At 49.3% G+C, this 13,324-nt stretch carries 12 protein-coding genes; 1 reads left to right on the top strand and 11 read right to left on the bottom strand.

Features of this window, described 5'->3' with window-relative positions; translation table 11 throughout:
- Positions 1–23: 23 nt before the first annotated feature.
- The 4 genes from BZJ18_RS05790 to BZJ18_RS05775 all read right to left on the bottom strand — a co-directional run bounded on the left by BZJ18_RS05790 (position 24) and on the right by BZJ18_RS05775 (position 4,453).
- Positions 24–1,271 (bottom strand): response regulator, encoded by a 1,248-nt coding sequence (locus BZJ18_RS05790; RefSeq protein WP_077455691.1) that lies wholly within the window; start codon positions 1,269–1,271, stop codon positions 24–26.
- A 216-nt stretch (positions 1,272–1,487) separates the two neighbouring features.
- Positions 1,488–2,708, bottom strand: a complete 1,221-nt coding sequence (locus BZJ18_RS05785) for a response regulator (protein ID WP_241824923.1) — start codon at positions 2,706–2,708, stop codon at positions 1,488–1,490.
- 60 nt (positions 2,709–2,768) lie between these two features.
- Complete coding sequence (rfaH, locus tag BZJ18_RS05780; RefSeq protein ID WP_077455690.1) at positions 2,769–3,266, bottom strand: transcription/translation regulatory transformer protein RfaH; 498 nt, start codon at positions 3,264–3,266, stop codon at positions 2,769–2,771.
- A gap of 131 nt (positions 3,267–3,397) precedes the next feature.
- Entirely contained in the window at positions 3,398–4,453 is a 1,056-nt protein-coding gene (locus BZJ18_RS05775; RefSeq protein ID WP_077455689.1) for a response regulator, read from the bottom strand.
- A gap of 536 nt (positions 4,454–4,989) precedes the next feature.
- Between BZJ18_RS05775 and BZJ18_RS05770 the strand changes: the two genes are divergently transcribed.
- Positions 4,990–5,589, top strand: a complete 600-nt coding sequence (locus BZJ18_RS05770) for a Yip1 family protein (RefSeq protein WP_069590572.1) — start codon at positions 4,990–4,992, stop codon at positions 5,587–5,589.
- Positions 5,590–5,702: 113 nt separating this feature from the next.
- Here BZJ18_RS05770 and purF read toward each other — a convergent pair whose 3' ends face one another.
- From purF to BZJ18_RS17260, 7 genes are all read right to left on the bottom strand, one after another.
- Positions 5,703–7,217, bottom strand: coding sequence for an amidophosphoribosyltransferase (purF, locus tag BZJ18_RS05765; RefSeq protein ID WP_077455688.1), 1,515 nt, complete (start codon positions 7,215–7,217; stop codon positions 5,703–5,705).
- A 31-nt stretch (positions 7,218–7,248) separates the two neighbouring features.
- Positions 7,249–7,746: a CvpA family protein gene (locus BZJ18_RS05760; RefSeq protein WP_077455687.1), complete on the bottom strand. Its 498-nt coding sequence runs from the start codon at positions 7,744–7,746 to the stop codon at positions 7,249–7,251.
- A 61-nt stretch (positions 7,747–7,807) separates the two neighbouring features.
- Positions 7,808–8,353 carry an SPOR domain-containing protein gene (locus tag BZJ18_RS05755; protein ID WP_077455686.1) on the bottom strand — a complete coding sequence of 182 codons (546 nt, stop codon included), beginning with the start codon at positions 8,351–8,353 and terminating at the stop codon, positions 7,808–7,810.
- A gap of 12 nt (positions 8,354–8,365) precedes the next feature.
- Positions 8,366–9,616 (bottom strand): bifunctional tetrahydrofolate synthase/dihydrofolate synthase, encoded by a 1,251-nt coding sequence (folC, locus tag BZJ18_RS05750; protein ID WP_077455685.1) that lies wholly within the window; start codon positions 9,614–9,616, stop codon positions 8,366–8,368.
- A gap of 68 nt (positions 9,617–9,684) precedes the next feature.
- Complete coding sequence (accD, locus tag BZJ18_RS05745) at positions 9,685–10,602, bottom strand: acetyl-CoA carboxylase, carboxyltransferase subunit beta (protein WP_077455684.1); 918 nt, start codon at positions 10,600–10,602, stop codon at positions 9,685–9,687.
- Between the two features lie 150 nt (positions 10,603–10,752).
- Positions 10,753–11,556, bottom strand: coding sequence for a tRNA pseudouridine(38-40) synthase TruA (gene truA, locus BZJ18_RS05740; protein ID WP_077455683.1), 804 nt, complete (start codon positions 11,554–11,556; stop codon positions 10,753–10,755).
- A gap of 143 nt (positions 11,557–11,699) precedes the next feature.
- On the bottom strand, positions 11,700–13,324 hold a 1,625-nt coding region (locus BZJ18_RS17260), incomplete at its 5' end, for a FimV/HubP family polar landmark protein (protein WP_338013065.1).

Here is a 13,324-nt window from a genome sequence, read left to right as displayed (position 1 = left end):
AAGCCGGCTGACCGCCGGCTTTTTTACACCAACAGCGCAGGTTGCGGCTCTGACGCTTTAACGAGTTGATTACGCCCTTTCGCTTTGGCTTGATATAAACAATGGTCAGCACGCTGGATCAACTGATGGACAGACGCATCCCCGTGCACCATGCCAATGCTCACCGTAAATTGAAATGCCTGATCGTAAGGTGTCCACGTTGTCGCCGCTAGCTCTTCTCGCATCGCGTTTAGGCGGGCCTCAAAGCCTTGGTCATTGTTACCGTACAGTACACAGAACTCTTCACCACCAAATCGTGCAACCAACGCATCTGGGAAATAACGATTCAACACTTTGGCCAACTCAATCAGCGCAATATCGCCAATGTGATGACCCAAGCTATCATTCACTTTTTTAAAGTGGTCAATGTCAATCAAGGCTAGCCCTCGTGGGCCATTGTTTTTCCGCGTTTGAGGATGCTCGAAAAAGTAACGACGGTTCCAGGTTTGGGTCAAATAGTCGGTATTTGCCAAATGAAACAAACGCCTTTCTGTATCCAGCGCATTTAATGTGCTGTGCAAACGGCAGTAAAATTCTTCTTGGTTAAATGGCTTTGCCAGAAAGTCGTTCGCACCTGCTTTTAGAAAACGGGCCGTCAAACTCGGATCGTCATCGCCGGATAAACCAATAATGGCAAGCTGGCCATCGACTTTATGCTGACGGAGTGCCTTGACCAGTTGTACCCCATCCATTTCTGGCATGGTGTAGTCGGTGATCACTAATGAAATACGCGGGTCAGCACGCACCATCGCGAGTGCTTCCTGCCCATCTTGCGCATCCATCACATTTAGATACTGGCGCTCCAGTAAGCTGCGCACATAACGACGCGAGGTCAGCGAGTCATCCACCACCAATACATGATGTTGCTGGTTTTTCTCAAGACGATGCAGCAACGGTGCAATTGATGAGACACAAGCTGGGCTGTCTTTGGGGATGTAATCAATCACAGTCTTCGCCAGCACACGCTCCCGTGTACGTGCATCCATCATGGCCGTTAATACAATGACTTTGATATCAAGTGACAAGCACACATCAATGATTTCACCGTCCTGACCGTCGGGCAAACAATAATCCAGTATCGCGCAAAGAAAATCTGTTTCTTGATTTAAAATCGTTTCTGCTTGTGCGATCGAACTTGCAATACAGGGAATATAACCGGCTTTACGGATTTCAGTTTCAAGTAACCGCCTGAAAGGTCGGCTATCTTCCACAACCAACACTTTGTATTCCATAAGCAAAGCACCATATCTGGCATAAGTTGTGCGCGAGAAATGCGCAATTTGGGCAAGAAGCGGCCAAGCTTACGCTTAATCAAGAGGTTGAATGTTAAATATGATGGCAAATCTCAACATTGAGACATTTTTGTACCTAGTGAAGGGACAGAGACGATTGTTTGTGCCGAAAAAACGCCCAGTTTGTCTACTTTAAAAGTCAGGCTGTCAACTTTATTACGATAGTGCGATCAGGCAATTACGCCCCATTTCTTTGGCTTGATACAAACCTCGGTCCGCATCATGCAACATGGCTTCAATCCCACCTTGCGCAGAGACAACACCAATACTGACAGTGACCGTTATTTCAAATCCAGAAACAGGAATGATGATGTCCGCTTGCTCTTGTCGATAGCGCTCTAACGCCTGTTGAAAGGTAGACTGCTCTCGGGTCGATAAGACACAAAATTCTTCACCACCTAGCCGAGCAACCAAATCATTCTCGAAGTGTGCACTTAGCGTTGCAGCCACGTGAGTCAACACCTCATCGCCAATGTGATGTCCATACTGGTCGTTGATGCGCTTGAAATGGTCAATATCGATAATGGCTAGATGTTTAATCTCCTCATCTGGCAGCTTCTCGCTCTGGGAAAAAAAGTAACGTCGATTCCAAAGTGCCGTTAAAAAGTCGGTATTGGCTAGTGTAAATAAACGCCGCTCGCTATCGATCGCGTTTAGGCAAGAGTGCACGCGGCAATAGAACTCTTCTTGATTAAATGGCTTTTGTAAATAATCATTCGCGCCCGCCTTAAGAAAACGGGTCGTCAGAGTATCATCATGGTGGCCAGATAGCCCGATGACAGCGAGCATGGCGCCTTCATGGTGCTTTCTGATCTGATGGACCAAGGCAATCCCATCCATGTTTGGCATCGCATAATCAGTAATGACCAAGGTAATCCCAGTTGTCATCGATAACATAGATAGCGCTTGCTCACCGTCATTGGCTTCATGGACTTTGAGATATTGGCGTTCAAGCGTGGCCGCAACATGTTTTCGTACTGAGGGAGAGTCGTCGACAATGAGCACTTGGTGATCTCTATTGCGCGATAATCGCAACAACAGTTGACAGACTGCCTGCACACAATGGCTGCTGTCTTTCGGTATATAGTCAATCACCGGCTTAGCAAGCACTTGCTTGCGAATGGTCTCCGTTTGAGAAGCCGTCAAGACAATGACTTTTAAATGGTTGGCAAGACAAAGATCAATTACCTCACCGTGTTGCGCATCAGGCAGGTTATAGTCTAAAACCGCGCACAAAAAGTCGGCGTCTTGATTCAGAACCGCTTCTGCATCGGCCATACAGGCCACCGCCACGGTCGAAAAGCCATGCTGACGAGCTTCATACTCGACCAACATCCGAAAAGCGCGGCTGTCTTCAACGATCAGCACCTTTTCCACACACTCCCCCGCTATCTCGTGTCCTTAGATAGAAAGTGTAGCAGTCATGTGCGGCGTGGATTAGACAGCTCTGACGTGACGATTGTCGACGCGCAACTCCGTTTGCTTGTTGAGAATTTTGATCAGCAGAATGGAACGCATCTCACCGTCTTTTTCCTTAAAAATCGCTTCCGCCCCTTCAAATTGCCCCGCTTGGATCGTGACCGCTTGGCCGGCTTTAAAGCCATCATTAAGCTTGTCACGCTGCTCGTCGCTATCTTCCATGATCATAAGCTGCTGGATAAGCGATTGGTCAACTCGAATAGGATGCGCGCCTTGGCGAACAAAGTCGACTACGCCTCGCGTTGAGCGGACGGACGTGTATTGCACCTCTTCAGGATCGAAGTGAGCAAACACATAATTAGGAAAAAGGGGCTCTTCAACTTGCTGGCACTTACCACGGCGAAGCTTCTCAACCGTGACGATGGGATAATAACAGTCTACGCCTTGGCGCTTTAAGTTTTGCTCAGCGCGTTGTTGTTCCGCGCGTTTACAGTAGAGCAGATACCAATGCTTCATGTCGTTCTGTCCTTGAAATCGGCTTTCGCATTACGCCATTTAATCATAGCAGCACAGCGACATGAGTATACGGATGTTAACACAACGCAGCAAGGCGCAAGCCCCACTATACCGAGGCTCCCGCACTATTTTTATGCAATTCTTTGGATATCAACACTAAAGCTGTTAAGTCCAACTTCGCTTAGTGACACACGTGCATCGCCCGCTCCCATATCAACATATTGGAACTGACTGTGAATGGCATCTTTCCCTAACCAGTGCGCGCTATGCAATAAACTGGTTGTGCCGCAACTATCAACCGTCGCGGTGAGTCCCGCCGGAAAGATCTCCAGCTGATTGTCGGCGGTGTTCAATACCCCAAACATGGCACGGATGGGGGATGCATACGAAGAAGCCCGAATTGCGTCTTCGATTCGTTTTACCAGGGTGAGAAAACCACGCTCATTGACATCTTGGGTACGTACAAACTCATTAAAGAATGCCCGGATCATTAATGTTGTTGCCGTTCCATCCTCTCCGGCCGAGGCAGAATCGACAACATAAAAAGCCATTTTTCCGCCCATCAGCCAAGTGTAATCGAGCACGATCGGATTCGCGTCGGCCGATTGTAGCGAATGATAGGATAAGCGCCATGCACCTTGTTGTGAGTCTGGTTCAGGCATCAGTCCCATTAAAAGCTCTCGCGCGCTGCCAGGATTATGCTTCAGCGCATCCAAGTGCCACTTAAGTTCATTCTCTGAGGCACCGCGGTCGGCATCTTCACACACTTTAAACCATTGCTGACTGAAATCGTCATTGGCATGTACATCATCGTCGGCGTCATCAATCACCGTCTCAATGGCTTTTTTGACCACATTGATGTCTTCTATCGGCTTAATCAGAAAATCTTTCACACCAAACCTTAGTGCTTGGGCAACATCCGCCATACCTCCCGTGCCTGAAATGACGATCATCGGCAACATTGGGTATTCCACACTTACTTCTTCAACAAATTCAAGACCAGTCATCACCGGCATGGATAAATCGCTAATCAGTAAGTCTGGAATGGATTGACGAAGCGCTTGCAACCCCTCTAATCCGTTTTCAACCTCACGCACTGTTGCCCCTTCACGCTCGAGAAATGACGCAATCATACGGCTAAACACGGGATCGTCTTCGACGATCAAAATTTCTTTATTATGCAACACGATGCTCTCTCCTCCAGGACTGCAAAGCAGCGGCTGTCTCCCATTCGACACTACCCGATAAGAATAGTTGAACTCAAACTCTCAGGACGATAATAATGATAATTAAATCGATATTGGGATATAAACAGCTGTTTAAAATGGAGTTTTTATTACTACTTTGCTAGACATCTCACTCAAGCCAACGGTCGGCAGCATAAAAAAGGCTTGTAAATCAATTACTCTATAACAGTACGCTACTCGGTATTAACACGATAAAAAGTCTTTCTGAAACATGAAAGCCATCACACAACGTACGTTGATTGTCTGCGTTTAGAGGCAGCACCCACACTTTTTTCCTGTCTCGTGCATACAGGTGTAGCGCACTTTATCTGCTCTACAGTGCGAATACTTGCATATTCAACCCTTTCCGACTAGATGTTAACTATATGTAAAGTAAATTGGCGTCGGTTAATCACAGTGCATGGACAGTCTCAAACAGGGCAACCTTTTTTGTGGTGGCGCTTGCACGGATTCAGGAAGGATATGTGGGGGTAGCTATGATTTTGAGTCATCTTATCGGGTTGTATACGCACCCGAAAAAAGAATGGAAGACCATTGGTGAGCGCCATGAAGGCGCGTCACACAGCATCGGTCATGCGCTGTTATTGGCGCTGATTCCGCCAGTTTGTGCTTATTACTCCAGTGTAAATATCGGCTGGAAAATCGGGGTAGGAGAACCGATCTTTCTCACTGCACAAAGCGCACTGTTTATCGCCAGTGCGATGTATCTAGCACTTATTGGTGGTGTGTGTGCGCTTGCCTACCTCACGTTGTGGATGAGTCGAACCTTTGGCTCCGCTCCCACTTACACCCAATGCTTGGAGCTGGCAGCGTACACCGCCACGCCAATCTTTATGGTTGGACTGGCAACCCTATATCCCGTGGTATGGTTTGTGATGATCGTCGGGCTGATTGGTATCGCCTACTCGGTATATTTACTCTACACCGGTGTGCCCATTCTTATGGAGATCCCCGAAGAGCGCGGCTTTATCTACGCAAGTTCAGTCGTCACTTGTGGTTTAGTATTACTGGTCGCCATATTGGCATCGTCGGTGATTCTGTGGAACGTTGGAATTGGGCCTGTATTTACGCACTAGCGTACCACTGTGTTCTGGACCACCCGCGCCCAAAGCGTTGGCGCGGGCCAACAAAGATAAGAAAGCCGCATCGATGCGGCTTTTTTCGTTATCATCACGCTATCCACGGGCTTTTAGCTTTCATTATGGATCTCTAAATTGGCGAGCTCTTGTTGTTGTTCACGAACTGTTTTCGCACTGTCACTACGCAAGCTTTGTATGTATTCCAAATACGCTTGGTCGACATCGTTGGTCACGTACTCACCACTAAACACAGAGGTTTCAAAACGTTCGATGGCGGGGTTTGCCTCACCGACAGCGGCAACAAGATCGCTTAAGTTTTGATATATCAAACCGTCGGCACCAATCAATTTGGTAATTTCATCCACTTCTCGTCCATGAGCAATCAGCTCATTGGCACTGGGCATATCAATACCATATACGTTGGGGAAGCGCACTTCTGGTGCTGCGGAAGCGATATACACTTCTTTCGCACCGGCTTCACGCGCCATTTCAATGATCTGCTCCGACGTCGTGCCACGCACAATCGAGTCATCCACCAACAAAACGCGCTTATCTTTAAATTCTGAGCGGATTGCATTGAGCTTGCGGCGCACTGATTTACGGCGCATTTGTTGACCGGGCATGATAAACGTGCGGCCTACATAGCGGTTTTTTACAAACCCTTGTCGATAGGGCTTGCCGAGCACCTGCGCAATTTCGAGCGCAATATCACAGGACGTTTCAGGAATCGGGATGACCACATCAATGTCCATTTCTTCCCATTCACGCTGTATTTTCGCACCCAACTTTTGTCCCATACGAACGCGCGCGCCATACACCGAAATTTTATCGATAAATGAATCAGGGCGAGAGAAATAAACGAACTCAAAAATACACGGGTGCAAACTTGGTGAGGCTGCACATTGGCATGTGTGAAGTTGACCATCGAAAGTAATGTAGACGGCTTCACCCGGGGCCACATCACGAACAAAGTCAAAACCAACCGCATCAAGTGCAACCGACTCTGAAGCAACCATGTATTCAACTTGGCCTTGCTCTTCACGCTTGCCCAAACACAAGGGACGAATACCATGCGGGTCACGGAAGGCAATCATGCCATGACCAATAATCATGGATACCACCGCGTAGGCACCCGATACCTGCTCATGCACCGAGCGGACGGCAGCAAACATATCATCGGCGGTAAGCGGATGTGACACAGCGTTAGAAAGCTGGTGCGCAAGAACGTTGAGGAGGATTTCAGAATCTGAGGTGGTATTTAGGTGGCGGCGGTCTTTTTCAAACAAGGAATGACGGAGTGCTTCTGCATTGGTCAAATTCCCATTATGCGCCAAGGTTATTCCATAGGGAGAGTTGACATAAAATGGCTGCGCTTCTGAGGCACTAGAACTGCCGGCGGTTGGATAACGCACATGGCCAATACCGACATGACCTTGTAAACGTTGCATATGTTTGAGTTGAAAAACATCCTTCACCAAGCCGTTTGCTTTGCGAAGGCGGAAACGATTGTCGTCGATGGTGACAATCCCGGCTGCATCTTGGCCGCGGTGCTGTAGCACCGTTAACGCATCATAGATGGACTGGTTGACCGGATTGGCCCCTACGATTCCAACAATACCACACATGTCAGCTATTCCTTGTTACGCGTAAACCAGCCTAAGACCCCGCGATCTTAGGTAAGAAACTGGAACTGTTCTCGAGGTAGTTAAAGAACCATTCAATAACTACAGCAAAATTAGGAATCAGTTCAGATTGTCCCCATGCTTGGGTTTTAGAGACTGACGTAAACGCATCCAAGAAAAACAAGACGGCGGCGACAATCAATACTCCACGAACACTTCCGAACACAATCCCCAACACTCTATCTGTCCCTGATAGTCCTGTTTTTTGCACTAACTGGGCAATCACATAATTGACCACTGCACCCACAATGAGGGTAGCAATAAACAGTAAGGCAATAGCGGTTCCGTTACGGATCACCGCATCCTGTATGTTGGTGAGATACACCGCAAGTTGCGGATAAAATTGGCTGGCGACAAAAAAAGCACCAAACCAAATCACCAAAGACAATGCCTCTTTGACAAAGCCTCGGATAACACTAACCAGCGCCGAAAAACCAATGACGCCAAGTATCAGGTAATCAATCCAAATCATGTTATTCACTTGCTCGAGACGCGCGCATTCTAACAGAAAAAATGCTCACGCAAACGTTTTCTTATTGGGTAAGTGGGTCAAACTTGCGCAATTGCCCTTTCAACCCGGTGAGAGATTCTAAGTCTGCCAATTGAGATTCCAGCGTGTTTTTAGACACATTTGGGCCTACAACCACTTTGGCAAGGTCATCAGGTTTCAGATCCCGTGGCAAAATATGGGCTTGGTAACCTTTCTCACGTAATTGGCTAACCAAACGGCGCGCATTGTCCTGATTGCGGAAGGTACCAAGACGAATCATCCACGCGCCATCTGCTGTGGCGATCGACTCAGATGCCGTTGAGTCAGGGGTCGTTTCACGCTGGTTTGATGCGCCCCCTTCTTCGTCGGTTGTTTTTACCGAGGTGTCAGGCACAGCAACATCAGCCACCTGTGGTTCAGCAATCGGGGTTTCTGTCACAGAAGCATCAAAATCATCGCGCAGAGGAATACTTTGATAGCTCTCTTGATAGTGCTCTTTTTTGCCATCCAGAACATCTGGCAAAAAAATCACCCCCATTGACACCAATACCAGCGTACCGACTAATCGTTTTTGCAACTTACTGGCCACATCGACTCCGTTTTAATTAATCTGTTCACTCACTTGCCCCACGGTATGGAACGACCCGAATACGACCACACAATCACGCTCGGGTTCCGCCGCTTGGTAGGCCGCTTGATAGGCGTGGTTAGGGGTGTCAAACCGCTCCTCTGCGTTGACGGGCAAAGCACTCGCCGACGCACCCCGCGTGACACTCAAAGAGGCGGGATACCAATGGTCAACAATTCCCTCAAAGCACGCTAACGTGCCGGCAATGTCTTTATCTGCCAGCATAGCAACCACAGCATGGATGTTTCCGCCTTTATCCTGTTTAATAGTCACTAATCTATCCGCCAAATATTGCGCGGCGTGCGGGTTATGGGCAACATCAAACACGGTGTAAGGCTGGCTTGAAATAACTTGCATCCGGCCAGGCACAGTGAGGGTTCGCAATGCCTCGGTGATGTGCGTGTCAGCGATATTCAGCTCTGCGACCCCGAGCGCCATTAATGCCGTTGCGGCATTTTGCATAGGAATATGAGGAACTGGCAGCGCATCCATATCAAAGGCTCCGGCATGCCAACACCAAGTATCACCTTGCTGTACATAGTGATACTGATAACCGATTTGATACAAGTCTGCACCAACCGCGTCCGCATGCGCAGCAACACTCGCAGGAGGCGCAGGCTGGCCACAAATTGCCGGTTTACCCGCACGGAAAATCCCCGCTTTTTCATAACCGATTTGGTCGATGTCATCGCCGAGCCAATCACAATGGTCCAGCGCTAGACTGGTGATCACTGATACGTCATGCTCGACCACATTTGTTGCGTCTAAGCGTCCCCCAAGGCCGACCTCTAAGATCACCACATCAAGCTCATGCTGCTTAAATAGCTGCAACGCCGCCAAGGTACCAAACTCAAAAAAGCTCAGGCTGGTTTCTCCGCGCGCTTGCTCAATGGCGGCGAATGCTTGGCAATGCGCCGCATCGTCTAATGGTTTGCCATTAATACGCACGCGTTCGTTGTAATGAACAAGGTGAGGAGAGCTATATACGCCAGTGCGATAGCCCGCATTCTGCAAGATCGCCTCGAGCAGCGCACAAGTCGTTCCCTTACCGTTGGTACCCGCCACCGTTATGATCTTTGGGGCAGGTTTGGTCAATTGCGCATGCTCGGCAACGTGGGCAACGCGTTCTAAACCTAAGTCAATCGCGCTGGTATGGATGGATTCAAGATAAGACAGCCACGTCGATAGCGGGGACGTGGCTGTAGGAATGCATTGTTCAGACATTAACTTGGTCAGTTGCTACATGATGGGTAGATAATACCAAGGATAACGCTGAGGAACACGGTCAAATCTTACTCTTGAGAGGCAGATTGCTCGTCTTCTTGTGGCTTGTCCTGTTCAACGTCAACCACCAATGGTGATTTCACATTGCTCAGTTTCGCAAGCAGCCCTGCCAAGCGCTGACGCATTTCGCGACGATCAACAATCATGTCGATGGCACCATGCTCGAGCAAGAATTCACTGGTCTGAAAGCCTTCAGGTAACTTTTCACGTACCGTTTGCTCAATCACGCGACGGCCCGCAAAACCAATGATGGCTTTAGGTTCCGCGACATTGACGTCGCCAAGCATTGCGAAACTGGCGGTGACGCCACCATAAGTTGGATCGGTCATCACCGAGATAAACGGCAGCTTATGGCGAGAAAGACGCTCCAGCGCAGCGCTAGTTTTCGCCATCTGCATCAGCGACATCAAGGCTTCTTGCATACGCGCGCCACCGCTGGCAGAAAAACATACCAGACCACAGTTATTCTCAATCGCAGTGTCTACTGCTTTCACGAAACGTGCACCTACAACGGCACCCATTGAGCCACCCATGAACTTAAATTCAAAGGCACAGGCAACCACGGGAACCTCTAACACGGTTCCTTTCATGACGATCAGTGCGTCCTTCTCACCACTCGACTTTTGTGCCGCAGAAAGGCGGTCTTTATATTTTTTCGAGTCACGAAACTTCAGCACATCTTTCGGCTCAAGCTCAGCGGCAATCTCTTCGCGACCGTCTTTGTCGAGAAACACATCAAGGCGGCGACGAGCAGGAATGCGCATGTGATGATCACACTTAGGGCATACCTCTAGGTTACGCTCTACATCTGCGTGATAAAGCACTTGGTCACAGGACGTACACTTGGTCCACACCCCTTCAGGAATGGATGCTTTGCGCGATGAACCAATGTTGCTTTTCGTTAGGATTTTTTCAAGCCAGCTCATGGACAACCTTTACTTAATCATGGGCGTCCGCATAGGACGTCCATCTTGGATTCGTAACAAATTAGACCGAATTAAATCACAAGTCAGTCAGACTTGGGATAAAAAACTGGTACTACCTATTCTTCGCTCTACCCTTTGACGCGCTACTATTTAGGCCCGTTCAATGACTTCATCGGGTAAAAAAAGGGGGCCAATCGGCGCATCGGGCAGCGCAAACTCTTGCGGATAATCAACCTCAACCAAATACAAGCCTTCCGCTTTGGCGGTGGCGGCCGCTAAGGTGCGATCTTTTTGGGCCAGCAGCCATTCAATCCATTCGGGAGGATGTTCTTTTCGGCCCACAGCCATCAAGCTACCTGCAATATTCCGCACCATATGATGAACAAATGCATTCGCTTTAATATCGATGATAATGTAACGCTCGCGACGACTCACCGACAAATGCATCACATTTCGCCACGGTGATTTTGACTGACATTGCGCAGCGCGGAACGAGGAAAAATCGTTTTCCCCCAATAAGTACTGACCGGCCTGATGCATTAAGGTTTCATCCAACTCACCATAATAATGGCTGACCCCCTTGGCTAAAATGCCCGGACGCAGAGGATGATTGTAGATGATATAACGGTAACGACGAGCGGTCGCGCTAAACCGAGCGTGAAAGCTGTCAGGCACCTCTTTTGCCCAACGAACAGCAATCGCATCCGGTAAATTAGCATTCACACCCAGTGTCCATGCTTTTAACGGCCGCTGGCTATCCACATCAAAGTGCACCACTTGACCAGTCCCATGCACACCCGCGTCGGTTCGTCCAGCACATTGAACATCGACAGTTTGGTTAGCCACGATGGATAAAGCACGCTCCAAGTGCGCTTGTACGCTGGTAACTTCTCGTTGGCGCTGCCAACCGTAAAACTGCGCTCCATCATATTCAATGCCTAACGCGACTCTCATGCTTGTGCCTTTTCGTTTACTCACTATCAAGGCGCCGCATTATATACGTAATGCATGCGATGTGCAGGTCCGATACCGGGCCCCTTTAATCATCGATGTCGCCAACGCAAAGATAAAAAACGGCAGCCGAAGCTGCCTGTTTTTTATCGTAGCTGCTCAAGCAGCTGTCTTGCCTCTTGTTGAAGCGCTTTATTCCCTGATTGCATGACTTTTTCTAGCAATGAAATCGCACCATCGACATCGTTCATCTCTAGATAGGCTTTGGCCAGATCGAGATTCGTGGCCGCTTCTGTACTGGCCGTATCACCATCAACATCGATGGCGCTGATATCTTCCAGCACATCAGGAAATTCATCCAGCCCCACGTCTAAGTTCATTTCCGCTTTATCCGGGTCAATATCCGGTGCGCTACCATCATCACGCATCAACTCCTCGATGCTGATGTAATCACGCTCCTCTTCCCCTTCATCAATGAATTCGCTCTCTGCTTCATTCAGCAAATCGTCATCAAGCGCTTGCTCTAATTCGAATTTCTCAAGCGACTCTGGGTCCATGGCAGGCTGCTGACTCCAGTCCTCGCTTTCAGCTTCGGGCTCTGGTTCATTATCCGCTTGCCACACGGCCGCTTCTTCATCAGAGAGCCCGGACAGATCAAGAGGCTCATCGCCATCCGGTTCAGACAACAGAGCATCCATATTGAGACCACCCACTTGATGGTCGTCATCATCCAGCTCACTAATATCGCGACTATCGCCTTGACCCGCATCACGGCCTTGTTCATCGAAGTAAGACTCGAGCTCACGTTGCTCATCCAGAGCGGCACTCAATGCATCGTCTTCGTCAAACTCGCCAAGTTCATCTAGAGAGAGTGAGTCAAACTCATAGTCTCGGTTGCTGGTTTCTGGCTCTGGCTCTGGCTCTGGCTCTGGCTCTGGCTCTGGCTCTGGCTCTGGCTCTGGCTCTGGCTCTGGCTCTGGCTCTGGCTCTGGCTCTGGCTCTGGCTCTGGCTCTGGCTCTGGCATGCTATCGAACGCGGCCTGCTCTTCAGGATCAAGCGGTTCAGCATCTGCTAATGCAGCTTCTTCGTCATACTCTGGCAAACTGGTTAGGTCGAGAAGGTCCTCCTCACTGAGATCGTCAAGAGTTTCGCCTTCATCATCGTCTGGCTCGGCATCTAGATCMTCGTCGCCRTCTTCTGTTGGCGCATCGTATTCGCTGGCATCTTCTACGGCTTTATCTACATCCGCAGTTTCATCATCYGCTGGCTCAGCGTCTAGATCATCGTCGCCATCTTCTGCTGGCGCCTCTTCTTCGCTGGSATCYTCTGCGGCTTCATCCGCATCCGCAGTKTYATCATCTGCTGRCTCAGCRTCTAGATCATCGTCGCCRTCTTCTGYYRGCGCMTCRTCTTCGCTGGCATCCTCTGCGGCTTTATTTGCATCCGCAGTGTCATCATCTGCTGGCTCATCGTCTAGATCATGGTCGCCATCTTCTGCTGGCGCCTCTTCTTCGCTGGCATCTTCTGCGGCTTCATCCGCATCCGCAGTGTCATCATCTGCTGRCTCARCGTCTAGATCATSGTCGCCRYCTTCTGCTGGCGCSTCKTCTTCGCTRGCATCYTCTGCGGCTTCATCCGCATCCGCAGTTTCATTATCCGCTAGCTCGGTATCTAGAACATCGTCGCCGCCTTCTGCTGGCGCCTCGTCTTCGCTAGCATCCTCTGCGGCTTCATCTGCATCCGCAGTTTTATCATCTGCTGACTGCTGAC

The sequence above is a fragment of the Salinivibrio sp. IB872 genome, assembly GCF_001995345.1.
In the GTDB taxonomy this organism is placed as follows: domain Bacteria; phylum Pseudomonadota; class Gammaproteobacteria; order Enterobacterales; family Vibrionaceae; genus Salinivibrio; species Salinivibrio proteolyticus.
The sequence above is the reverse complement of the archived record's forward strand: the minus strand, read 5'-3'. Positions and strand labels throughout refer to the sequence as shown.

Excerpts from the sequence above, each read along its gene's own strand:
- BZJ18_RS05760 (WP_077455687.1), bottom strand. The coding sequence starts at position 7,746 with ATGATTTGGATTGATTACCTGATACTTGGCGTCATTGGTTTTTCGGCG.
- rfaH (WP_077455690.1), bottom strand. The coding sequence starts at position 3,266 with ATGAAGCATTGGTATCTGCTCTACTGTAAACGCGCGGAACAACAACGC.
- purF (WP_077455688.1), bottom strand. The coding sequence starts at position 7,217 with ATGTGTGGTATTGTTGGAATCGTAGGGGCCAATCCGGTCAACCAGTCC.
- folC (WP_077455685.1), bottom strand. The coding sequence starts at position 9,616 with ATGTCTGAACAATGCATTCCTACAGCCACGTCCCCGCTATCGACGTGG.
- truA (WP_077455683.1), bottom strand. The coding sequence starts at position 11,556 with ATGAGAGTCGCGTTAGGCATTGAATATGATGGAGCGCAGTTTTACGGT.
- BZJ18_RS05770 (WP_069590572.1), top strand. The coding sequence starts at position 4,990 with ATGATTTTGAGTCATCTTATCGGGTTGTATACGCACCCGAAAAAAGAA.
- BZJ18_RS05790 (WP_077455691.1), bottom strand. The coding sequence starts at position 1,271 with ATGGAATACAAAGTGTTGGTTGTGGAAGATAGCCGACCTTTCAGGCGG.
- accD (WP_077455684.1), bottom strand. The coding sequence starts at position 10,602 with ATGAGCTGGCTTGAAAAAATCCTAACGAAAAGCAACATTGGTTCATCG.